Consider the following 21,534-nt stretch of genomic DNA (forward strand, 5'->3'; position numbering starts at 1 on the left):
CAAGAGACGCGGGCATGGCGGCGGAGCAAGAGGAGCGGTCATGCTTAACTGCGTTGGCGCCAACTGGCGCCCGATAATCGGCGACCCAACCATCTTTGGCTGGATCACGGTCGTGGCCTATCTGATCTGCGCGATCCTTGCCGTGATCGTCTGGAACAGCCGACCAGAGCCTGCCTTGCGTCGATTCTGGGCCTTCAGCGCGATCGTTCTGGCGTTTCTGGCGCTGAACAAGCAGCTTGACCTGCAGACCGCGATGACCAGCACCGGGCGCTGCCTGTTTCACTACCTGGACATCTATGAGCAGCGCAGTTTTGTGCAGCTGATCTTTGTGATCGTGCTGATCGCCGTGGTTTTCCTGCTGTATCTGCGCGGCATGAGCGCGATGCGGCGTTACCGGCGGTCGCATGGTCTGGCGATGCTGGGTCTGGGCTTTGTCGCGCTGTATGTGCTGATCCGGGCGACCAGTTTTCACGTGGTCGACCTGCTGGGCAGCCAGCAGGTATTTGGCATCAGCGCGAACTTTCTGCTGGAAAATGCAGGTCTGGTCATGATCGCGATCAATGCGATCGGGTTGTTGACCGGGTGGATTGTCCCCGAACGCCAGCCCAAGCGTCCCCGCAACATGCGGGCCCGGCCACGGCAGGCCTCGGCTGCGTCCCAGGGGCGAGGGCCGGTATTCGCGAGCGGCGGGATCGGGGCGAGCGGACCAAACAGGCCGGGCAAGGGCAAGCAAGGCAAGCCCGCCGGCCCCCGTTTCCCGGTCGAGCCGCTGGATCACTGACGGCGACCCGGTGGGACCGGGTTGCCTGTCTGCATCATGATTTATCGACACCATCGGGCAGCCTCTGCCGGGCCCGTCAGGCCGGTTCCGCCTGATCGGTGAGTTCCCGAACGTCGGTCAGCCGGCCTGTCACGCCTGCTGCCGCCGCCATGGCGGGTGACATCAGATGGGTGCGGCCCTTATAGCCTTGACGTCCCTCGAAATTGCGGTTCGAGGTCGCGGCGCAGCGTTCGCCGGGGGCCAATTGGTCGGGGTTCATGGCCAGGCACATGGAACAGCCTGCCAGACGCCATTCGAAGCCTGCATCCAGAAAGACCTGATGCAGCCCTTCCTCCTCGGCCTGCGCGCGCACGAGGCCCGAGCCGGGAACGACCATGCCGCGAACGCCATCGGCCAGCTTGCGACCGCGGAGGATTTCGGCCGCGGCGCGCAGATCCTCGATCCGGCCATTGGTGCAAGAGCCGATGAACACGGCGTCGATCCTGACATCCTGCAACGGCGTCCCGGGCGTGAGGTCCATATAGTCCAGCGAGCGCCGCGCGGCCTCGACCTTGCCGCCGGTGAAATCCTCGGGCGCGGGAACGGTGCCGGTGATCGGCAGCACATCCTCGGGCGAGGTGCCCCAGGTCACGACCGGGGCAATGTCTTCGCCGCGGATGGTGATCACCTTGTCGAAATGCGCGCCTTCGTCGGATTGCAGGGTTTTCCACCAGTTGATGGCGGCTTCCCATGCGGCGCCTTTCGGGGCATGGGGGCGACCGTTCACATAGTCAAAGGTCTTTTCGTCGGGCGCGATCAGGCCGGCGCGGGCGCCGCCTTCGATGGCCATGTTGCAGACCGTCATCCGGCCTTCCATCGACAATGCGCGGATCGCCTCGCCGCAATATTCGATCACATGGCCGGTGCCGCCGGCGGTGCCGGTCTTGCCGATCACCGACAAGGTGATGTCCTTGGCGGTCACACCGGGCAGCAGCGAGCCGGTGATCTCGACCTTCATGTTCTTGGATTTCTTCTGGATCAGCGTCTGCGTGGCCAGCACATGTTCGACCTCGGAGGTGCCGATCCCGTGGGCCAGTGCGCCGAACGCGCCATGCGTGGCGGTGTGGCTGTCACCGCAGACCACGGTCATGCCGGGCAGGGTCCAGCCCTGTTCCGGGCCGACGATATGCACGATGCCCTGCCGGATGTCGTCGACGGGGTAATAATTCAGCCCGAAATCGCGGGCGTTCTTGTCCAGCGCATCGACCTGGATGCGGCTTTCCTCGTTCTCGATGCCGTTTTCACGGCCCGCCGTGGTCGGGACGTTATGGTCGGGCACGGCGATGGTCTTATCCGGCGCACGCACTTTGCGACCGGTCGTGCGCAGCCCCTCGAAGGCCTGCGGGCTGGTCACTTCGTGGACCAGATGGCGGTCGATATACAAAAGGCAGGTGCCGTCGGCAGACTGATCGACCACATGGGCGTCCCAGATCTTGTCATAAAGCGTGCGCGGCTTGGCGTGATTGTCGGTCATGGCGGTCTCGTTCAAAAGATGGCTGTGCAGGGGCGAAGGGCGGACAGGCCGTTATACCCGCGCGGTTACGCCCAGGATCTCGCCATAGAAACGGCCCGGCAGGCGGGCGCGGTCATGGATGTTGAAGTAGATGAAGCCATTCATGCGTAGCAATCTAAGGCCGTTGAGGCGCGGGGGCAAGCGGGCGATGCGTGCAGGGCTTTCGTTTGCGTGATCTTGTGATCAGCCGCTTGCCCGAAACCCGCGCTCCGGTGTTAATGGGCGCATGGAGGGTGCCGGATGGATCAGTTGACCCCTGAAGTTGTTGACGCCGCCGAAGGGCTGTGGTCGCACTTGCAGGCCTTTTTTCAGAACCTGCTGGTGCCGTGGCGCCTGTATCAGCTGGTCGGTATCGTTGCCCTGATCCTGTTGGCATGGCTGGCCGCGCGTCTGGCATCGCCGCTGTTGACCAGGTTCCTGCGCTCGCGCCAGGGCTGGGCCAAATGGCGGTTGCGGCTTGGGCTGATGATCAATCGCCGCCTGCGGCTGATCTTTTTCGCGCTGTTTGCATGGATCACCGTGCTGATCATGGGCGAGCTCACATTGCCCTCGCGCAGCCAGCTGATTGCGCTGGCAGCGGTGGTGTCGACCGCCTGGCTGGCGATCAGCTTTCTGGTGCGTGTCATCGCCAACCCGTTCCTGCGCAAAATCGTCACCTGGGGCGCCTGGATCTGGGCGACGCTGTATTTTCTGGGCTTCATCGAGCCGACATCGAACATGCTGGACAGCATCGCCATCAGCTTTGGCGAATTCCGGCTGTCGGCGCTGACGGTCATCAAGGCACTGGTCATCACCGGGCTGATGATCGCAGGTGCCCGATTCCTGTCGCGTGTGGTCAGCGGGCGGCTGGCCACCAACAAGGATATTTCGCCCTCGATGCGGGTGCTGACCAGCAAGCTGCTGCAGATCACCCTGTTTACGCTGGCCGTTATCGTCGGCCTGCGCGCGGCCGGTTTCGACCTGACCGGGCTTGCGGTTTTTTCTGGCGCGGTCGGTCTGGGTCTGGGCTTTGGTCTGCAAAAGGTGGTGTCGAACCTTGTCTCGGGCGTCATCATCCTGCTGGATAAATCGATCAAGCCCGGCGATGTGATCAGCCTTGGCGATACCTTCGGCTGGATCGAGGAACTGGGCGCCCGCTATGTCAGTGTGGTGACGCGCGACGGCAAGGAATACCTGATCCCGAACGAGGATCTGGTGACCGGGCAGGTGGTGAACTGGTCGCATACCAACAATTTCGTGCGCCTGGATCTGCATTTCGGCACCGCCTATGAGGATGACCCCCATGAGGTCAGCAAGATCGCCATCAACGCCGCCATGTCGGTCAAGCGCGTGATGCCGCAGCGCACGCCCGTCTGCTGGATCACCGGCTTTGGCGACAGTTCCGTCGATTATGTGCTGCGTTTCTGGATCACCGATTCCGAGGGCGGGCTGACCAATGTGCGCGGGCAGGTGTTTCTGGCGCTGTGGGATGCGTTCAAGAAAAAGGGCATCTCGATCCCGTTCCCGCAGCGCGAAGTGCGTGTGCTGAACGACAAGATTGCCGTCTCGGATGGAAATTCCGTGCCGCCACGTCCCGAATTCGTGACCAGCGATTGAGAATGGCCAAAAAAATGCTATCTTTAATGTATCCCCTGCGCCGGGGGCGATCGGCGCGTAGACCGGAGGGCTAAACCCTGTCTCACCACGTCACGCCGGCCGAAACGTCGGCAGCGACCGCCGCGGCAACAGACCTGAGCAGCGATCAGGTGCTGGACCGCATCCTATCCTCGCTTGAGGACGACAAGGCCGAGGACATCGTGCAGATTGATCTGCGCGGACGTTCCGCCATGGCCGATCATATGGTGATCGCCTCGGGGCGCAATGCGCGTCAGGTGGCCACGATCGCCGAAAAACTGGCCGAGCGCTACAAGAAGGCAACCGGACGCACCGCCCGGATCGAAGGCAAGGATGCCGGCGATTGGGTGCTGATCGACACCGATGATGTCGTCGTGCATGTGTTTCGGCCCGAAGTGCGCGACTTTTATCAGTTGGAAAAGATGTGGATGCCGGCCGATGCGCTGGCCCGTTCGCGTCCGACGCAACCGCCAGCAGGTCACTGAACCGGCGGTATGAAGATCGTGATCGCCGCCGTCGGGCGGCTGCGCAAGGGGCCGGAATCGGCGCTGATTGCCGATTATCTGGACCGCTTTGCCAAAACCGGCCGGGGGTTGGGTCTGCCCCCGGTGCAAATCCTTGAAATCGAAGACAAGCGCGGCGGCGGTATGGCCGCCGAGGCTGAACTGCTGGCCCGCGCCCTGCCGGATGGCGCGGCGGTGGTGGCGCTGGATGAGCGCGGCCAGCAGCCGACCTCGCCCGAATTCGCCGCCAGGCTGGCCAGCTATCGCGATCAGGCGCGGGATCTGTGCTTTGTGATTGGCGGTGCCGACGGCATTGACGCCGCGCTGCGCGAGCGCGCCGACTGGCAGATCAGCTTTAGCCGGATGGTCTGGCCGCATATGCTGGCCCGCGTCATGCTTGCCGAGCAGCTTTACCGTGCCTCGACCATTCTGGCCGGTGGGCCCTATCACCGCGAATAGGGGCCGCTGATCCGTGGCCCCGAGGGGCGGCGGCAATGGGGCCGGCGCGCGGCCCCACCTTTTCCTTAGCCCCGCAGCATCGCCAGCAACTGCGCATCGGCATAGCCATCCGCCGTTGCGCCAACCGATTGCTGGAAGGCCCGGATGGCCAGCGTCGATTTGCTGCCCAGCTTGCCGTCGATCTCATCGCGATAGAAGCCGCGCGCGGCCAGCAGGCGCTGGATCTCGGCCTTTTCGGCATTGGACAGTGTGCGCTCGCCGCGCGGCCATGAACCCTGCACGCCGGACCGCCCCGCGATGCGGTCGCACAGAATGCTGACCCCAAGCGCATAGCTGTCAGAGGTGTTGTAATCCAGGATTGCGCGGAAGTTCGGCGAGATCAGGAAGGCCGGCCCGCCCGAGCCCGCAGGCACCAGGATCGAGCCCGACCAGCCCGGCATCGCGGTGCCGTTGGCCGTGCGCACGCCCATGCCGGCCCAGCTGCCGCCCGCGCGCTGCTGTTCCTTGCCCGACAGCGCATAGTTGAAGTTCGAGGGCAGCACGACCTCGACCCCCCAGGGCATGCCCTGACGCCAGCCCGCCTGCCGCAGATAGGCCGCCGTCGATGCCAGCGAATCCGTCGGGTCGTTCGACCAGATGTCGCGCCGTCCGTCGCCGTTGAAATCGACCGCATGGGCCAGATAGGACGAGGGCATGAACTGCGTATGGCCCATGGCGCCGGCCCAGCTGCCGACCAGCCCCTCGGGTCCGGTATCGCCCGACTGGATGATCCGCAGGGCGGCGATCAGCTCGTTGCCAAAGAACTGCCCGCGCCGCCCGTCATAGGCCAGCGTGGACAGCGCCGGAACGATTCTGGTCGAGCCGCGATTGCCGCCGAAGTTCGATTCCATCCCCCAGACGGCCAGAACGATTTCGCGCGGCACGCCATAGCGGCCCTCGATCGCGGTAAGCGTGCTGCCAAGCTGCGAGGCCTTGCTGCGTCCGGTGCTGACGCGATTGCCCGAGGCGGCATCGTCGATATAGGCCCAGATCGGGCGCGAAAATTCGCTTTGCCGCCGGTCCAGTGCAATGATGTCGGATTGATAGCTGGCCAGCGCCATGGACCGGTCAAAGGTCGCGGGCGAGATCCCCTGCGACAGCGCGACGGGCCGGAATTGCTGTACCCATTGCTGCAGACCCGCCTGGCTGGCCGGCGCGCCCGCCGGGCGTTGCGGGATGGTGACCTGCGCCCCGGCTGAACCGGGGCTGCGGCTCAGCGGCGCGCCGCAGGCCGCCACGCTGAGCGCAAGGGTTGTCGCCAAAAGGATGCGAAGCGTCGAAATCTTCATGAAAATCGCCTGTCGGTTAACTGCTGTTTTATGCTCTTTGGCGAACAGTCTAACCCAAGCGAATCGGCTTGAATAGGGTAAGTGGCGCTGGCTTAGCCCCTGTCTTCGGCGTTGCCTTTGGCGGCGTCTTTGGCATCCTCGAAGAACGGTTCCACCTGTGCGATGATGACAGCGTTTTCGGCCAGCGCGCGCGCCATCAGGTCGCGTTCGTCATCGCCGATCTCGTGACCCTCGGCCAGCCGCTCGTCCAGGGTGCCGTAGCCGGTCACGTCCAGCGGCGCCATCTCGGCCTGTTTCAGGATCGCCACCGCCTCGCGCACGGCCTCGGCCTCGTCCTTGCCCGAGGCATAGCAGACAAGGCCTGCGCCCGTCGCGCCTTTGGGCAGCCCGTCGCCCTTGCTGCGCCCGACCTCGATCAGCAGGGTATAGACCTGTTGCGCCATGGCTTGATCCTCTGTCTATTGCCCGTGCAATGAAGGGGATGCGACATGAGCAAGAGCTTGGCAAGGGTCAAGGCAGCACTGGAGGCCGCGGGCGAGCAGGCCCAGGTGCTGGAAATGACCGAGACGACGCGCACGGCGCAGGATGCCGCGCAGGCCGCCGGCTGCGAGGTCGATCAGATCGCCAAGTCGATCATCTTTCGCGGCGAGGAAAGCGGCCATGTCCTGCTGTTCCTGACCGCCGGGGGCAACCGCGTCGATCCGGATCTGGCCTCACAGGTGGCCGGTCAGCCACTGGGCAAGGCCGATGCAGCCCTGATCCGCGCGGAAACCGGTTTTGCCATCGGCGGCGTTGCCCCGATCGGACATCTGAACCCGATCACCGCCTTTTTCGACCCGCGCCTGTCCGATTTCGCGCAGGTCTGGGCCGCAGCGGGCACCCCGCGCCACATTTTTGCCATCGCACCAGACCGTTTATTGGAAATTACGGGGTCGAAACCTACCGTTTTCGTCAAGTAGGCGCTTTTGGGTGTATTCGTTAGTCACCCTCTCCAAATGCTTGTGTTAACCTTTTGCGGTATGCAGTGGAGCGAGTGATGATTCAGCCAAGATTGACCCTTAATGATGGAAACATCATGCCCCAGTTGGGGGTAGGTGTCTGGCAGGTGCCAAACGAAGACACTGCGACAGTCGTGACCGAGTCGATCAAGATCGGCTATCGACTGATCGACGGCGCGGCCGCCTATGGAAACGAAGAGGGCCTCGGTCAGGGGTTGCGAGAGTCAGGGCAGTTGCGCGAGCAGTTGTTCGTGACCTCGAAGCTCTGGAATGGTGATCAGGGCCATGATGCGGCGCTGAAGGCCTTTGACAAGACGATGGAACGGCTTGGTCTGGATTATCTGGATCTGTATCTGATCCATTGGCCGATGCCGTCGGTTGATCTGTATGTCGACAGCTGGAAGGCCCTGATCCGCCTGCGCCAAGAGGGGCGTGTGCGCTCTATCGGGGTGGCGAATTTCCAGGAGCCGCATCTGCGCCGGCTGATCGACGAAACCGGCGAAGTGCCGGCGCTGAACCAGATCGAAGTGCATCCGACGCTGACCCAGACCGAGATGCGTCAGGCCGATCGCAAGCTGGGGATCGTGACCCAAAGCTGGACGCCGTTGGGCCGCGGCGATTTTTCGCTGCCCCAGGTCGCCAGCATTGCCGAGCGTCTGGATTGCACGCCTGCACAGGTCGTCTTGCGCTGGCATTTGCAGCACGGGTTGTCGGTCATCCCGAAATCCGAGCGCCCCGAACGGTTGAACGAGAATTTCCACTGCCTCGATATCGAGTTGTCCATGGCCGATATGGAGGCGCTGGATGCGCTGGATCAGGGCAATCGCACGGGTCCGGACCCCGACACGTTCGACAAGCGCTGAGGCGGTTTATGCCAGCAATTGCCTGATCAGCGCGCTGTCGGGGTCGCACAGCCCCTCGACCACGTCGAAATGATGGCGCCCCGGATCGACAATCAGATCTGTGGGCGCGCCCAACCCGGCCCAGATATCGGCCAGCAGCCGCGACTGGCGGATGAATTCCGGCCGCTCCATCCCGCCGACCCAGGCGGTGACCGGAATTTTCTGGCGTGGCGACAGCAGGGCCGGGCTTTCTGCGGCGGCCTCTTGCGGGTCCAGATGCAGGGTGTCGTTGATCGCGGTGCGCAGCAGCGGCCGCAGATCGCCAAGGCCCGATATCGGCACGCAGGCCGTGACCCGCGTTGCGACCTCATCGGGCAAGGTGCCGTCGTCGCAAATCATTCGCGCGGCCAGATGCCCGCCCGCCGAATGCCCGGTCAGGGCAATCGGGCCGCTGATCCGGCCTGCCGCCTCGGTCACGCCCTGGGCCACCTGCCGGGTGATCTGCGAGATGCTGGCATCGGGCGCCAGCCGGTACGCGGGCATCGCCACCGCCCAGCCCCGCGCCACCGCACCTGCCGCCAGATGCGAGAAATCCGCCGGCGAGAATTTCATCCAATAGCCGCCATGGATGAACACCATCAGCCCGGCGGCCTCGCCATCGGGCCGGAACAGGTGGCCCTCGCCCAATGCTTCATGCCGGGTTGCCGCGCGAAACGCCGCAGCCTCTGCCTGCCAGCGGGGCGGATAGGCCTCGGCGCCCGGTATATGCGGCCCGTTGGCATAGGCATCGTCCCAATCGGTGACCTGATACAGCATCGCGCTCCCCCTCTTTCGCGCAGCAGACCCGGCTGGTAGCCTCGGGTCAAGAGGGAGCCTGCGATGACCGATTTTACCCGCACACGCGCCGCCTTTCACCTGCCCGAAGGCGTCACTTATCTGGACGGCAATTCGCTGGGGCCGATGCCGGTTGCCGCCACCGCGCGCGTGGCCGACATGATGCGCGATGAATGGGCGGAACAGTTGATCCGCGGCTGGAATTCGGCGGGCTGGTACGCGCAGCCTCGCCGCGTGGGCGACCGTATCGCGCGGCTGATCGGTGCGGGCGAAGGGCAGGTCGTGATGGGTGACACGCTGTCGATCAAGGTGTTCCAGGCGGTCAGCGCCGCGCGCGCCTTGCGACCCGATCGGCGGGTGATTCTGTCCGATAGCGGCAATTTCCCCTCGGATCTTTACGTCGCCGAAGGGCTGGCCGGCGCGGTCGATGCCGAGTTGCGGGTGGTGCGACCCGAAGAGGTCGCCGATGCGATCACCGATGATCTGGCCGTGCTGATGCTGACCGAGGTGGATTATCGCACCGGTCGCCGTCACGACATGGCCGCATTGACGGCCCGCGCCCATCAGGCCGGTGCGCTGGCGGTGTGGGATCTGGCGCATTCCGCCGGTGCCGTCGATGTGGATCTGCTGGGCGTTGATGCCGATTTCGCCGTGGGTTGTACCTATAAATACATCAATGGCGGACCCGGCGCGCCCGCCTTTATCTGGACCCATCCGCGTCATTCCGACGCAGCCGCGCCCATCCTGCAGGGCTGGATGGGCCATGCAGCGCCCTTTGCCTTTGATCTGGATTATCGCCCCGCCGCCGGGATCGAGCGGATGCGCGTCGGCACGCCGCCGGTGATCGCGATGACCGCGCTGGATGCGGCGCTGGATGTCTGGGACGGCGTTGAACTGGCCGATCTGAGGGCGCGATCCATTGAACTGAGCGAGGCATTCATCACGGGGGTGCAGGAAAATTGCCCCGATCTGGTGCTGAATTCGCCGCGCCATCCGGCGCAGCGCGGCTCTCAGGTCAGTTTTTTGCATCCGCAGGGCTATGCGGTCATGCAGGCTCTGATCGCCGAGGGTGTCATCGGTGATTTCCGTGCGCCGGACGTGCTGCGTTTTGGATTTGCGCCTTTGTATAACGACGTTTCGGACATTGAGCGTGCGGTGGATACACTGGCCCGTATCCTGCGCGATGGCAGTTGGGATGACCCGCGTTTTCACCAGCGCGCAAAGGTGACCTAGCGTAAGCTGACCTTTTCATTCCCGCCCGAATCCAGCAATAAATCGGGATTCGGTACAAGGGGCCAGCGATGAGACGCTGCTTGCTGTTTATTTTTTTCGCGATCGGCCTGCCAAATCCGGGCAGTGTCATGGCCGAAACGCCGCTTGCCGTAGAGTTTGTTCCCGTTCAACTGGCGGATCTCAGCGATGAGGCGGCGCTGACCGGCACGCTGGAGGCGCGAGATTCGGTCGAACTGGGCTTTCGCCAAGGCGGACGCGTGGTCGAGGTGATGGTCGAAGAGGGCGATCAGGTCACCGCCGGTCAGGCGCTGGCCCGGACCGACCCGGTGCAGCAGGATCAGGCGCTGTTGGTGGCCGAGGCCAGCCTGGCATCAGCCGAGGCGACGCGGGCGCAGGCGCAGCAGGCCTTTGACCGGTCGCGCGCCATGCTGGAACGCGGCGTCGGCACCCGTGCGGCGCGCGATCAGGCACAGCAGGCGCTGTCGCAGGCCGAGGGCGCGGTGCGCAGTGCCAATTCTCAGGTGGATCAGGCGCGGCGCGCGGTCGATGATACGGTCCTGCGCGCGCGTGCCGCCTCGGTCGTGACGGGGCGCAATGCCGATCCGGGGCAGATCGTGGGCGCGGCGCAGCCGGTCGTGTCACTGGCGGCCTTTGGCGGCTTTGAGGCGGTGTTTCAGACGCCCGACCTTCCCAATCTGGATGATGCCATGGGCGCGCGCGTCGAATTGCATCCCATCGACATCGACGCCCCAGACATGGTCGGCAAGGTCAGCGAGATCGCGCCTCTGGTCGATCCGCAATACGGCACGGTCACGCTGCGCGCAGAGGTCGAAGGCGTGCCGACCAATACGCGGCTGCTGGGCACCGCCGTGCGCGGCACGGTTCGTTTCCCGGTAAAATCGGCGATCTCCGTTCCCTGGACGACGCTGACACGCAGCGGCGCTGATCCTGCGGTCTGGCTGGTGGGTGAGGATGGCACCGTCAGTCTGGCGCCGGTGGTGATCGAACGGTTTTCCAATGGCGCCGTCTTTGTGGGCAGTGGTCTGGAAGAGGGGCAGGTGGTCGTCGGCGCGGGATCGCAGATGTTGTACCCCGGCCGCGCGGTCGTCGATGCGGCCCTGAATGCCGAAACGCCGGAGACAAATCCATGAACTCGCGCCAGCATATCACCAGGCTGGCGGGCGCGCTTTGTCTGGCCGCCGCGATGGCACTGCCCGCCGCTGCGTTTCAGTTGCCCTGGCAAAAGGACGAGGCACCGGCGCCGGCTGGACCGCCCCGACCGGTTGTCACCGAGGTGGTGTCCGACAGCGATATCAAGGCCCGCTCGGTTCCCGGACTGGTGGTGGCGCGACAGCAGGTGACGCTGGGGTTCCAGACGCTTGGGCGACTGGTGGCGCGGCATGTCGAACTGGGCGATGATGTCGTGACCGGCGATGTGCTGGCCGAACTGGACCCCGACGATCTGGCCGATAACGTCCGTGCCGCCAGCGCCTCGCTGGATGCGGCAGAGGTGCAACTGTCGACCAGTCAGGCGACCGCGGAACGGACCCGCGCGCTGGCACGTCGCAACGTGGCCTCGACCGCGCAGCTGGAACAGGCCGAACAGGCGCTGGCCACCGCCGAGGCCTCGGTCGGGCAGGCGCGCTCGGAACTGATCCGGGCCGAGGATGCCGAGGGATTTGCGCGCATGGCCGCGCCATTCGACGGCGTTGTCAGTGCCGTCTACGCCAATCCGGGTGCGGTTCTGACCGCCGGCGAACAGGTCCTGCAACTGTCGGCCCGCGAGGCGCGCGAGGCGGTCATCGACCTGCCCGACGCCGCCCTGTCAGAACTGGGCGACGGCGCGGTCTTCACCGTCTGGCAGGACGACGATCCCGCCACCGAAACCCGCGCCACAGTTGACCGGATCGACCCGCTGGCCGATAGCGCGACCCGAACGCGGCGGGTGCATCTGTCGCTGGATGACGGGGCGCATCTGCGGCTGGGATCGCTGATCCGCGCGCGCGTGGCGGGCGAAACCGAGATCGCGATGACGCTGCCCTTGCAGGCGGTCTTTGATCGCGACGGCCTTGACCACGTCTGGCGCGTGCAGCGGCAGGGCGATCAGGCCGTGGTTGAACTGGTGCATGTGGTGCTGGGCGCGTCGCTGTTGGGGCGCGCCTTTGTCAATTCCGGTCTGCAGCAAGGCGATGAGGTGGTCATTCGCGGCGTCAATTCGCTGAGCGAGGGGCAGGCCGTCGGCGAAAGGGTCGCGCCATGAAGGGTTTCAACCTCTCGGACTGGGCGCTCAGCCATCGCAGCTTTGTCTGGTTCCTGCTGATCATCTCGATGATTGCGGGGGCGATCAGCTATGGAAATCTGGGCCGCGAGGAAGACCCGAATTTCACCATCAAGACGATGATCATCGGCGCGGCCCTGCCCGGTGCGACCATCGACGAGACATTGCAGCAGGTCACCACCCGCATCGAGACCAAGCTGGAAGAGCTGGACGAGCTGAAATTCACCCGCTCGGTCACCATGCCCGGCCAATCGGTTGTTTATGTGGAATTGCTCGACACGATCCGCGGCCCCGGTGTGCCAGAGGTGTGGAAGCGTGTCCGCCAGATGATGTCGGACATCCGGCCCGAATTCCCGCAGGAATTCGCGGGTTTCCAGTTCAACGACAATTTCGGCGATGTCTACGGCAATATCTTTGCCTTTACCTCGGATGGGTTCAGCCAGCGCGAGCTGCGCGACCGGGTCGAGACGATCCGCAAGCAGGTCGCCGCCCTGCCTGCCGCCGGCAAGACCGAGTTGCTGGGCGAGCAGAAAGAGGAAATCTATCTCGAATTCTCGACCACGCGGCTGGCCGCATTGGGGCTGAACCAGCAAGAGGTGATGAACACGCTGGCCGTCCAGAACGCCATCGCGCCATCGGGTGTGATCCAGGCTGGCGATGAACGTGTGCTGGTGCGTGTGGGCGGGCAGTTCGACGATGCCGCCGCCATTTCCGCGGTCAACCTGCGGGTCGGTGACCGGTTCTTCAATCTGGCCGATGTGGCCACCGTCCGGCGTGGCTATCAGGACCCGCCCGAGACGCTGTTTCGCTATAACGGGCAGCCGGCCATCGGATTGCAGATCGGCATGCGCGAGGGCGAGAACATCCTGACCTTCGGCGAAGAGCTGGACGTGCTGATGGACGGGATCGCGGCCGAGCTGCCGATCGGCATCGAGATGGCCAAATTCGCCGACCAGCCGCATGTGGTCGAAGAGGCGGTCGGCCATTTCATCACCGCACTGGCCGAGGCGGTGGGGATCGTGCTGATCGTCAGTTTCATCAGTCTGGGCCTGCGTGCGGGTCTGGTGGTCACGCTGACCATCCCGCTGGTTCTGGCGATCACCTTTCTGGTCATGGACCTTTACGGCATCACCTTGCAGCGGATCTCGCTTGGTGCACTGATCATCGCGCTTGGGCTGCTGGTCGATGATGCGATGATCGCCATCGAGACGATGATCTCGCGGCTGGAACTGGGTGAAAACCGGCGTCAGGCGGCCAGCTATGCCTGGACCTCGATCGCGTTTCCGATGCTGTCGGGGACGCTGGTCACGGTGGCGGGCTTTATCCCCATCGGACTGAACAGTTCGGCTGCGGGCGAGTTCACCTTTTCGCTGTTCGTGGTGATCGCGGTGTCGCTGGTGGTGTCATGGATCGTTGCGGTGCTGTTCGCGCCGATCCTGGGGGTGACCTTTCTGCCAAAGACAATGCATCACGACCACGCCAATCCCGGCATCCTGCGCCGCGTCTTTCGCCGGCTGCTGCTGGGCGCGATGCGGCTGAAATGGCTGACGATCGTGATCACCTTCGCGATCTTCGCGGTGTCGGTCTGGAGCATGCGCTTTGTCGAGCAGCAGTTCTTTCCCACCTCGGACCGCACCGAGGTCATCATCGACGTCGGCGAGCGGCAGAATGCCTCGATCGCCAAGACCCGCGCCGATATGGACCTGATCGAGGCGCAGTTGCAGGGCGATGACGACGTGCTGTTCTGGACCTCTTATGTCGGGCGTGGCGCGCCCCGCTTTGTGCTGTCGATGGATGTGCCGACCGCCGGTCCGCATATGGGCCAGATCGTCATCCAGACGCCGGATCTCGAGGCGCGCGACCGGCTCAAGATCAAGCTGGGCGATTTCGCCAAGCGCGAGATGATCGGCACGGATGTCTATATCAAGAACCTCGAAATCGGCCCGCCGGTCGGCAAGCCGGTGCAGTATCGCGTCAGTGCGCCCGATATCGATGAGGCGCGCGATGCGGCGCGCGGCTTGGCCTCGGTCATGTCCAGCGAACCGCGTTTGCGCGAGATCGCATTGGACTGGAACGAGCCCGCGCGCGTTGTGCGGCTGGTCGTCAATCAGGACAAGGCGCGCCAGATCGGCGTCACCAGTCAGGATATCGCGGGGGCGCTGTCGGCGCTGTTTTCGGGCACCACGATCACGCAGTTGCGCGACGATATCTTTCTGATCGACGTGGTGGCGCGCGGCGATGACGAGGATCGCGGCTCGCTGGATTCGATCCGTAACCTGCAACTGACCACGGGCAGCGGCGGGCATGTGCCGCTGGCCACGCTGGCGACGCTGGAATTCGGCACCGAGCAACCCCTGATCATGCAGCGCGACGGTCTGCCCACCGTCACCGTCATGGCCGCCATCGCCACCAGGGATCAGCCGGCGACGCTGGTGCAGGCGCTGGCCGGCAGCGTTGCCGAGTATCAGGAAACCCTGCCGCAGCGGGTGCGCGTGGTCGTGGGCGGCACGGTCGAGACCTCCAGCGAAAGCCAGGAACCCATCGCGGCTGTGGTGCCGGTGATGATCCTGATCATGGCCCTGCTGGTCATGGCGCAGATGCAAAGCTTTCGGTTGTCGCTGATCGTCTTTGCCGCCGCACCGCTGGGCTTGATCGGCGTCGTTGCGGTGCTGGTGCCCTTTGGCGTGCCGATGGGCTTTGTGGCGATTCTGGGGATTCTGGCGCTGATCGGGATCCTGATCCGAAACTCGATCATCCTTGTCCACGAGGTCGAGGCGCTGCGCGAAAAAGGTTACTCGCGCTGGCAGGCGGTCTATGAAGGTGCCGATAGCCGGGCAAGGCCGATCCTGCTGACGGCGGCGGCGGCATCGCTGGCGCTGATCCCGATCTCGCGGCAGGTGTTCTGGGGGCCGATGGCGTTTTCCATGATGGGCGGCATCATCGCCGGCACGCTGATCACGCTGGTCTTTGTGCCGGCGCTCTATTGTGCGGTCTTTGGCGTGCGCCCACCCAAGGACGAGCCCGCGCCCCAGCCCGTCAACGCCGCGCCCGCCACATAGCAGAACGCCCGCCCTGTCATGGGGCGGGCGCTGCCGATCTGTCTGGCCGTCGGATCAATAATCGCGCGTGCCTTCGATATCGCGGGTGACCTGCACGGCGGCGCGTGCATCCGAAAGCAGCGCCTCGGCGTTCAGGCCCTTGCCGTTCATCTCGACCACCCATTCGGCGATCACCTCATCGCCAAGCGCGTGAATCTCTGATGTGGCCTCATCGCTCATCTGGGTGATCAGATTGCCGGCCTCTTCCATCTTGGCCTTGCCCTCGGCATCACCGATGTCATGCGCGCGGCCCGACCAGGCGCTGGTGTAAAAGCCGGAATTTGCGTCGATCACAGCCTTCAGGTCATCGGGCAATGCGTCGTATTTCGACTGGTTCATGCCCCAGACCAGAAACAGGTTATAAAGCGACTTTTCACCCGCCACATCGGTATGGGTCGGTGCCAGCTCGTTCAGTTTCAGCGATGGCGCCAGTTCCCATGTGATCACGCCACCATCCAGCACGCCCTTGGACAGCGCCTCGGGAAAGGCCATGACCGGCATGCCGACCGGTGCTGCGCCCAGTTTTTCCAGCAGCAGCGTTGCGGGGCGCGAGGGGCCGCGCAGTTTCAAGCCGCGAAAATCGGCCGCCGTTTCGACGGGATCGCCCTTTTTGTGGATCAGACCGCGCCCGTGCATATGCATGGCGACAACCTTGACGCCCTCGAAATCGTCCAGCAGGTGCTTTTGCCCGTAGACCCAGGCGGCACGGCTGGCCTCTTCCGCCGATTTGGTGACCATGAAGGGCAGTTCCAGCGCCTCGGCCTCGGGGAAACGTCCGGGCTGATAGCTGGGGGCGATCCAGCCGCCATCGACGACGCCGTCGCGCACCATGTCGAACATTTCCTGCGCCGTGCCGCCCAGTTGCATGGCGGGATACAGCTCGATCTTGATGCGACCGCCGCTATCGGCTTCGATCTTTTCGGCCCAGGGCTGCATGAAATGCGTCGGATTGGCCGACATCGGCGAAACGAAATGCTGAAAGCGCAAGGTGACCTCTTGCGCGTTGGCGGGCAGGGCGGCCAGCAGGGCGAGGGCTGCGACGGGGGCGAATTTCACGGGCGGACTCCATCCTGTTGCAGCGAAAAATGCGCTGCGGCGCGGCGAACCATAGGGACCGGTCTGCTGATGTCAAAGAAAATGAACCGAAACAGGCATTCTTGCCGCGCAGGCGCGAAGTGTTGCGCGAAACGGTCAGGAACCTCGCGGATCACGGCCTGCAAGCGACGCAACAGCGCGGTCTTGGATGGGGTCATCCGGGCGCTGCGGGAAATCGCCGGAAAAGCCCTGATTTGCACCGCAAGCGCGACGGCGCGCCTTAGCCCAGATCGGGAAAGAACGTGTCGCCGGGCGAGAGGGTAAAGATCTCGGCCCCGTCTGCGGTCACGCCAATGGAATGCTCGAACTGCGCCGACAGCGATTTGTCGCGGGTGACGGCGGTCCAGTCATCGGCCAGGATCTTGGTTTCCGGGCGACCGAGGTTCAGCATCGGCTCGATGGTGAAGAACATGCCCTCTTCCAGCGTCGGCCCTTTGCCCGAACGTCCGAAATGCAGCACATTGGGCGGGGCGTGGAACACCCGGCCCAGCCCGTGGCCGCAGAAATCGCGCACCACAGACATGCGGTGGCCTTCGGCGTGACGCTGGATCGCCTCGCCGATATCGCCAAAGGTATTGCCGGGTTTCACTGCCTCGATGCCGAACATCAGCGCGTCATGGGTGACCTGGATCAGCCGCTGCGCCTTGATCGGCGCGCGGCCGGCCACATACATGCGGCTTGTGTCGCCGTACCAGCCATCGACGATGACCGTCACGTCAATGTTCAGGATATCGCCGTTGGACAGCACCTTGTCGCCGGGAATGCCGTGGCAGACGACGTGATTGACGCTGATGCAACTGGCATGCTGATAGCCGCGATAGCCGATGGTGGCGCTGGTTGCGCCCTCTTCCTCGACCCGCCGGGTGATGAAATCGTTCAGCGCGCCGGTGGTCACGCCCGGCTCTACCAGATCTGCGACCTCGTCAAGGATCAGCGCCGCCAAAGCGCCTGCCTTGGCCATGCCGGCGGAATCCTCGGCTGCGTGGATGCGGATGCCCTCGCGGGTGATGCGGCCTTCGTTCATCGTCTCAACCTTTCGCTTGAGCCCTAGATAGCGATGGAAGGCGGCTTGTTCCAGCCCTGCGCCCCGGCGTAAAAGAACCGCATGCCACCGGAAGGAGCCGATTGATGCAGTCCGACAACCCCACCGCCGCGATTCTGGTCATCGGTGACGAGATTCTGTCAGGCCGCACCCGAGAGGGCAACGCCCACCATCTGGCACAGGTGCTGAACGCCACCGGCTTTGATCTGCGCGAGATCCGGGTGGTGTCGGATGATCAGGATCAGATCGTCGCCGCCGTTCGCGCGCTGGATGGCAGCCTTGGCGGGGCGTTTGATCTGCTGTTCACCAGCGGCGGCATCGGTCCGACCCATGACGACATCACCGCCGATGCCGTGGCCGCCGCGCATGGCACTACGGTCGTGGTCGATGCCGGCGCGCGGGCGCTGCTGCAGGCCCGTTGCGACCGGATGGGGTTGGAACTGACCCCGAATCGCCTGCGCATGGCCCGCATTCCCGTCGGCGCGACGCTGATCGACAATGCGGTGTCCGCCGCGCCGGGCTTTTCCATCGGTCAGACCCATGTGATGGCCGGCGTGCCCGAGGTGTTTCGCGGCATGGTCGATTGGCTGATCCCCAAACTGCCCGGCGGACGGCCCGTGCAATCGCTGTCGGTCGAGGTGCGGCGCGGCGAAAGCGATGTGGCCGAGCCGCTGGCAGAACTGGCCAGGGAATTCAGCGATCTGTCGCTTGGCTCTTATCCGTTTCACGACGAACGCGGCTGGGGCACCAATCTGGTCGTGCGCGGGCTGGACGCCGCCCGCGTGGCCGAGGCCATGCATGCGGTGAAACAGCGGCTGGCCCTGTGATGGATGCCACGCTGGCCCTGGCGTTCGAGGCCACATGGCCCGCCGCCGAATATGCCGATGCCGGCGGGTTTCGCCTTGGGCACACGCCGGGTGCGGGCGGTCGGGTGAATTCGGCCCGCGCGACAGGGCCCTGGTCGCAGGGCGATATCGACGCGGCGATCGACCTCTTTCGCGGCTGGAATCAGCCGGCGGTATTTCGCGTGATGGACGACAATACCGATCTGCGCGCGGCGCTGGAGGCGCGGGGGTTTGCGCCCTCGACGCCGACCGCGATCATGACCTGCGCCGCCGACCGCCTGACGGACCAGCCGATCCCGACGATCACCACCTTCGCCGTCTGGCCGCCGCTGGCGATCCAGCGCGATATCTGGGCTGCGGGCAGTATCAATCCGGCGCGTCAGGCGGTGATGGACGCCGTGCCCGCGCCGCGCGCCTCGGTTCTGGGCCGGATCAAGGACCGCGCGGCGGGCGCGGCCTTCGTGGCGATCCACGGCGATGTGGCGATGGTGCATGCCGTCGAGATCCTGCCCGACTGGCGCAGGCTGGGTCTGGCCGGCTGGATGATGCGGCAGGCGGCCTTTTGGGCGGTGGATCAGGGGGCTGCGCGCATCGGTCTTGCCGTCAGCCGTCAAAATGATGCGGCGATGGCGCTCTACCAGCATCTGGGTTTCAGCGAGGTGGCTGGTTATGGCTATTACCAACAGTAAAGACGCAGGCTTTGCGCTGGCGCTGGATGGCGGCGGCACGGGCTGCCGCGCCGTGCTGGTTGATCCCGACGGGCAAGAGATCGGTCGCGGGCAGGGCGGTCCGGCCAACGTCAACAGCGACCGCGACGGCGCGCTGGCTGCCATTCTGGATGCCTGTCAGCAGGCGCTGGGGGGCCGCGTTGGCGCGGACCGGGTGACCGCCGTGATGGGTCTGGCCGGGGCCGAGGTGTCGCAGGCGCATGACTGGCTGGTCCCGCAGCTTCCCTTTGCAAATGCGCGCGTGGTTCAGGATGCGGTCACGGCGATGGTCGGTGCGCTGGACGGCGAAGACGGGATTGTCGCCGCGCTGGGCACCGGCTCGGTCTATTCGCGCAGGCTGGATGGCAAGGATATCGTTGTCGGCGGTCGCGGCCCGATCATTGGCGATCAGGGCGGCGGCAACTGGCTGGGCCGGCAGCTGCTGGCGCGCGCGCTGGAAACGGCGGACGGCTTGCACGACCGCAGCCCGCTGATGGCCGAGGTGCTGGACAAGATGGGCGGCGTCAGCGGCATCATCACCTTCGCCGCCACCGCCCGCGCCGCCGATTTCGCGGCCCATGCCCCGCTGGTGATCCAGCAGGCCGATGACCCCGCCGCCCGCGTGATCCTGGCCGAGGCAGAACGCAGCATTGCCGCCTATATCGACCGCCTGCAACCGGCGGACGCGGCGCTGCCCGTGGCCTTCAATGGCGGGCTGGGGCGCATCTTTGCCGGGCGTCTGGCCGGGCGCTGGCCGATGACCGAGGCCAAGGGCAGCCCGCTGGATGGCGCGCTGCTGATGGCGCGCGAACTGGTCCGGCAGACTGCCTGATCAGACCGCCTGGCCGGCCCGGTATTGCGGTGCGCTGGCCAGATAACGGCCATAGGCGCTGGCATCGGGCGGGGTGAAGGTCTCGGCGATGAAACCGCGCCGCCGCTCGCGTGCCCCGATATCATCGACCAATTCGTCGAAATGGCGAAAATGAAAGGGCGCGGAACACAGCCCGCCATAGACCTGTGCGGCTGGCCGCTGGGTTCGTCGCCAGTCCAGATTGGCGTCGATATCGTCGCGCATCTGGTCCTCATCCGGCTGGCGGGCAAGCTGCCCGTCCATATAGCGGACCAGCCAATTGGCGACCATTTCGGCCGACAAGACCGTGCAAAAGCTGGAGTTGAAACCGACAAATCCCATATCCGGCAGGTCCGGGTTCACCGACAGCCGATAGACGCGGTACTGCCCGTCAGCCTCGATCAGTTTGTCGCGGTGTTCCTGCGCCAGATAGGGGATGCCCAGTTTCCACCCCACGGCAAGGGCGGCCACATCGCACGGGATGCGGTCGCCGGTGGTCAGGATCGCGTGTCCCGGCTCGAACCGTTCGATGGTGCCGCGAATGGGTTTGACGCTGCCGTCCCGAAAGGCCTCGAACAGGCCCGGCGTGACGATGGGCACCGAACAGGAAATGTCCTTCTCGATCGGCACGCTTGGCACCATGTCCCATTTCTTCAGCCCAAGCTGCAGCTTCAGCAGCGTTTCAAGGCCGCGAAAATTGGCCCAGATAAAGGGCCTGGCCAGTGCTGCCAACTTGCTGCGGCGGCCCCATCCGTTGAACTGCATTTCCTGCGCGCGGATATACAGCAGGCGTTTGAAATTGATGCCACCGATGAAATAGGGGATGCGCCAGACCGGCTCTCGATAGACCATCGTCACCGATGTCGCGCCGCTCTTTGCGGCGTTCACGACCAGATCGGTCGCCGATTTCGACCCGCCCAGCACCAGCACATGCTTGCCCTCGGCAATCGCCGGATCGGTATATTCGGCGGAATGCATGACCTGCCCACCGGCTGCGACAAACTCGTCCTGCCCTGGAAAGCTGAGGATGTTCTTGTCCGAGAACTGCCCCGTCGCTACGGCCACGAAATCGACATCCTCGGTCCATTCGTGATCGCCTGACTGCAAGCTCAGCCGCCATCCGGGCTGGCCATCGGGCCGCCGGTCCATCGAGGCCACATTGGTATTCAGCCGGAACAGCCGGTGCAGATCATGCTTGCCGGCATAGGCATGCAGATAGCCATGCACCTGCGGCCCCCTGGGCCATTCGGGATAGTCATCGGGCATCGCCAGATCGGTAAAGCGATACAGCTCCTTGGGCGATTGCGTCTGGACACCGGGATAACTGCGCGACGGCTCCCACACGCCGCCCAGATCATGGCTGCGCTCAAAGCCCAGCACCCGATGCCCGCGCTCGTCAAAGGCTTTGGCCGCGGCAATCCCGCTGACGCCGCCGCCGATCACGGCGACGGTCTTGCGTCTCGGCTGATCCATGG

Annotated in this window: 20 protein-coding genes; 13 read left to right on the forward strand and 7 right to left on the reverse strand. The window is 64.7% G+C overall.

The window, feature by feature from the left end:
• Nucleotides 1-40: 40 nt before the first annotated feature.
• Nucleotides 41-781, forward strand: coding sequence for a hypothetical protein (locus CUV01_RS10585; RefSeq protein WP_101460441.1), 741 nt, complete (start codon nucleotides 41-43; stop codon nucleotides 779-781).
• Nucleotides 782-857: 76 nt separating this feature from the next.
• On the opposite strand, the gene leuC is transcribed toward CUV01_RS10585, so the two are convergent.
• Nucleotides 858-2,294, reverse strand: a complete 1,437-nt coding sequence (gene leuC / locus CUV01_RS10590) for a 3-isopropylmalate dehydratase large subunit (protein WP_101462021.1) — start codon at nucleotides 2,292-2,294, stop codon at nucleotides 858-860.
• Nucleotides 2,295-2,573: 279 nt separating this feature from the next.
• Between leuC and CUV01_RS10595 the strand changes: the two genes are divergently transcribed.
• From CUV01_RS10595 to rlmH, 3 genes are all read left to right on the forward strand, one after another.
• Nucleotides 2,574-3,929 (forward strand): mechanosensitive ion channel family protein, encoded by a 1,356-nt coding sequence (locus CUV01_RS10595; protein ID WP_101460442.1) that lies wholly within the window; start codon nucleotides 2,574-2,576, stop codon nucleotides 3,927-3,929.
• A gap of 149 nt (nucleotides 3,930-4,078) precedes the next feature.
• Nucleotides 4,079-4,432: a ribosome silencing factor gene (gene rsfS, locus CUV01_RS10600; protein WP_422385833.1), complete on the forward strand. Its 354-nt coding sequence runs from the start codon at nucleotides 4,079-4,081 to the stop codon at nucleotides 4,430-4,432.
• A gap of 9 nt (nucleotides 4,433-4,441) precedes the next feature.
• Nucleotides 4,442-4,909, forward strand: coding sequence for a 23S rRNA (pseudouridine(1915)-N(3))-methyltransferase RlmH (gene rlmH / locus CUV01_RS10605; protein WP_101460444.1), 468 nt, complete (start codon nucleotides 4,442-4,444; stop codon nucleotides 4,907-4,909).
• 65 nt (nucleotides 4,910-4,974) lie between these two features.
• Here the strand turns inward: rlmH and CUV01_RS10610 are convergent, their stop codons facing one another.
• A complete protein-coding gene (locus CUV01_RS10610; protein WP_101460445.1) occupies nucleotides 4,975-6,237 on the reverse strand; it encodes a lytic murein transglycosylase in 1,263 nt (420 codons plus the stop codon).
• Between the two features lie 92 nt (nucleotides 6,238-6,329).
• Nucleotides 6,330-6,680 carry a hypothetical protein gene (locus tag CUV01_RS10615; protein ID WP_101460446.1) on the reverse strand — a complete coding sequence of 117 codons (351 nt, stop codon included), beginning with the start codon at nucleotides 6,678-6,680 and terminating at the stop codon, nucleotides 6,330-6,332.
• A gap of 45 nt (nucleotides 6,681-6,725) precedes the next feature.
• Here CUV01_RS10615 and CUV01_RS10620 point away from each other — a divergent pair, with 45 nt between their 5' ends.
• Nucleotides 6,726-7,196: a YbaK/EbsC family protein gene (locus CUV01_RS10620; RefSeq protein ID WP_101460447.1), complete on the forward strand. Its 471-nt coding sequence runs from the start codon at nucleotides 6,726-6,728 to the stop codon at nucleotides 7,194-7,196.
• 116 nt (nucleotides 7,197-7,312) lie between these two features.
• The gene (locus CUV01_RS10625; protein WP_232962190.1) at nucleotides 7,313-8,098 is read left to right on the forward strand and encodes an aldo/keto reductase; all 786 of its coding nucleotides are present in this window, start codon (nucleotides 7,313-7,315) and stop codon (nucleotides 8,096-8,098) included.
• Nucleotides 8,099-8,104: 6 nt separating this feature from the next.
• Here the strand turns inward: CUV01_RS10625 and CUV01_RS10630 are convergent, their stop codons facing one another.
• The gene (locus CUV01_RS10630) at nucleotides 8,105-8,893 is read right to left on the reverse strand and encodes an alpha/beta hydrolase (protein WP_101460449.1); all 789 of its coding nucleotides are present in this window, start codon (nucleotides 8,891-8,893) and stop codon (nucleotides 8,105-8,107) included.
• A gap of 63 nt (nucleotides 8,894-8,956) precedes the next feature.
• Between CUV01_RS10630 and kynU the strand changes: the two genes are divergently transcribed.
• The 4 genes from kynU (at nucleotide 8,957) to CUV01_RS10650 (ending at nucleotide 15,481) form a co-directional block, all read left to right on the forward strand.
• Entirely contained in the window at nucleotides 8,957-10,144 is a 1,188-nt protein-coding gene (gene kynU, locus CUV01_RS10635) for a kynureninase (RefSeq protein ID WP_101460450.1), read from the forward strand.
• 80 nt (nucleotides 10,145-10,224) lie between these two features.
• The gene (locus tag CUV01_RS10640; protein ID WP_232962191.1) at nucleotides 10,225-11,295 is read left to right on the forward strand and encodes an efflux RND transporter periplasmic adaptor subunit; all 1,071 of its coding nucleotides are present in this window, start codon (nucleotides 10,225-10,227) and stop codon (nucleotides 11,293-11,295) included.
• Complete coding sequence (locus CUV01_RS10645) at nucleotides 11,292-12,404, forward strand: efflux RND transporter periplasmic adaptor subunit (protein ID WP_101460452.1); 1,113 nt, start codon at nucleotides 11,292-11,294, stop codon at nucleotides 12,402-12,404. Before CUV01_RS10640 ends, CUV01_RS10645 begins: the two co-directional genes overlap by 4 nt.
• A complete protein-coding gene (locus tag CUV01_RS10650) occupies nucleotides 12,401-15,481 on the forward strand; it encodes an efflux RND transporter permease subunit (protein ID WP_101460453.1) in 3,081 nt (1,026 codons plus the stop codon). Before CUV01_RS10645 ends, CUV01_RS10650 begins: the two co-directional genes overlap by 4 nt.
• A gap of 54 nt (nucleotides 15,482-15,535) precedes the next feature.
• Here the strand turns inward: CUV01_RS10650 and CUV01_RS10655 are convergent, their stop codons facing one another.
• Entirely contained in the window at nucleotides 15,536-16,576 is a 1,041-nt protein-coding gene (locus CUV01_RS10655) for a TRAP transporter substrate-binding protein (RefSeq protein WP_232962192.1), read from the reverse strand.
• Between the two features lie 259 nt (nucleotides 16,577-16,835).
• Nucleotides 16,836-17,639, reverse strand: coding sequence for a type I methionyl aminopeptidase (gene map, locus CUV01_RS10665; RefSeq protein WP_101460455.1), 804 nt, complete (start codon nucleotides 17,637-17,639; stop codon nucleotides 16,836-16,838).
• 104 nt (nucleotides 17,640-17,743) lie between these two features.
• Between map and CUV01_RS10670 the strand changes: the two genes are divergently transcribed.
• From CUV01_RS10670 to CUV01_RS10680, 3 genes are read left to right on the forward strand one after another with little or no spacing between them, the layout of a single operon-like run.
• The gene (locus CUV01_RS10670) at nucleotides 17,744-18,484 is read left to right on the forward strand and encodes a competence/damage-inducible protein A (protein ID WP_101460456.1); all 741 of its coding nucleotides are present in this window, start codon (nucleotides 17,744-17,746) and stop codon (nucleotides 18,482-18,484) included.
• Nucleotides 18,484-19,191, forward strand: coding sequence for a GNAT family N-acetyltransferase (locus CUV01_RS10675; RefSeq protein WP_101460457.1), 708 nt, complete (start codon nucleotides 18,484-18,486; stop codon nucleotides 19,189-19,191). The genes CUV01_RS10670 and CUV01_RS10675 overlap by 1 nt, the downstream gene beginning before the upstream one ends.
• Nucleotides 19,172-20,041, forward strand: coding sequence for a glucosamine kinase nucleotide-binding domain-containing protein (locus CUV01_RS10680; RefSeq protein WP_101460458.1), 870 nt, complete (start codon nucleotides 19,172-19,174; stop codon nucleotides 20,039-20,041). Before CUV01_RS10675 ends, CUV01_RS10680 begins: the two co-directional genes overlap by 20 nt.
• Here CUV01_RS10680 and CUV01_RS10685 read toward each other — a convergent pair whose 3' ends face one another.
• Nucleotides 20,042-21,532: a flavin-containing monooxygenase gene (locus CUV01_RS10685; RefSeq protein ID WP_101460459.1), complete on the reverse strand. Its 1,491-nt coding sequence runs from the start codon at nucleotides 21,530-21,532 to the stop codon at nucleotides 20,042-20,044.
• Between the last annotated feature and the right edge of the window lie 2 nt (nucleotides 21,533-21,534).

Source organism: Paracoccus tegillarcae (assembly GCF_002847305.1).
In the GTDB taxonomy this organism is placed as follows: Bacteria; Pseudomonadota; Alphaproteobacteria; order Rhodobacterales; family Rhodobacteraceae; genus Paracoccus; species Paracoccus tegillarcae.

What these genes read in the sequence shown, in the direction of transcription:
- CUV01_RS10670 (WP_101460456.1), top strand. Translation starts at nt 17,744, where the DNA reads ATGCAGTCCGACAACCCCACCGCCGCGATTCTGGTCATCGGTGACGAG.
- CUV01_RS10675 (WP_101460457.1), top strand. Translation starts at nt 18,484, where the DNA reads ATGGATGCCACGCTGGCCCTGGCGTTCGAGGCCACATGGCCCGCCGCC.
- leuC (WP_101462021.1), bottom strand. Translation starts at nt 2,294, where the DNA reads ATGACCGACAATCACGCCAAGCCGCGCACGCTTTATGACAAGATCTGG.
- CUV01_RS10650 (WP_101460453.1), top strand. Translation starts at nt 12,401, where the DNA reads ATGAAGGGTTTCAACCTCTCGGACTGGGCGCTCAGCCATCGCAGCTTT.
- CUV01_RS10630 (WP_101460449.1), bottom strand. Translation starts at nt 8,893, where the DNA reads ATGCTGTATCAGGTCACCGATTGGGACGATGCCTATGCCAACGGGCCG.
- CUV01_RS10615 (WP_101460446.1), bottom strand. Translation starts at nt 6,680, where the DNA reads ATGGCGCAACAGGTCTATACCCTGCTGATCGAGGTCGGGCGCAGCAAG.
- CUV01_RS10645 (WP_101460452.1), top strand. Translation starts at nt 11,292, where the DNA reads ATGAACTCGCGCCAGCATATCACCAGGCTGGCGGGCGCGCTTTGTCTG.
- map (WP_101460455.1), bottom strand. Translation starts at nt 17,639, where the DNA reads ATGAACGAAGGCCGCATCACCCGCGAGGGCATCCGCATCCACGCAGCC.
- CUV01_RS10595 (WP_101460442.1), top strand. Translation starts at nt 2,574, where the DNA reads ATGGATCAGTTGACCCCTGAAGTTGTTGACGCCGCCGAAGGGCTGTGG.
- CUV01_RS10620 (WP_101460447.1), top strand. Translation starts at nt 6,726, where the DNA reads ATGAGCAAGAGCTTGGCAAGGGTCAAGGCAGCACTGGAGGCCGCGGGC.
- CUV01_RS10625 (WP_232962190.1), top strand. Translation starts at nt 7,313, where the DNA reads ATGCCCCAGTTGGGGGTAGGTGTCTGGCAGGTGCCAAACGAAGACACT.
- rlmH (WP_101460444.1), top strand. Translation starts at nt 4,442, where the DNA reads ATGAAGATCGTGATCGCCGCCGTCGGGCGGCTGCGCAAGGGGCCGGAA.
- CUV01_RS10685 (WP_101460459.1), bottom strand. Translation starts at nt 21,532, where the DNA reads ATGGATCAGCCGAGACGCAAGACCGTCGCCGTGATCGGCGGCGGCGTC.
- CUV01_RS10585 (WP_101460441.1), top strand. Translation starts at nt 41, where the DNA reads ATGCTTAACTGCGTTGGCGCCAACTGGCGCCCGATAATCGGCGACCCA.
- CUV01_RS10680 (WP_101460458.1), top strand. Translation starts at nt 19,172, where the DNA reads ATGGCTATTACCAACAGTAAAGACGCAGGCTTTGCGCTGGCGCTGGAT.
- kynU (WP_101460450.1), top strand. Translation starts at nt 8,957, where the DNA reads ATGACCGATTTTACCCGCACACGCGCCGCCTTTCACCTGCCCGAAGGC.
- CUV01_RS10610 (WP_101460445.1), bottom strand. Translation starts at nt 6,237, where the DNA reads ATGAAGATTTCGACGCTTCGCATCCTTTTGGCGACAACCCTTGCGCTC.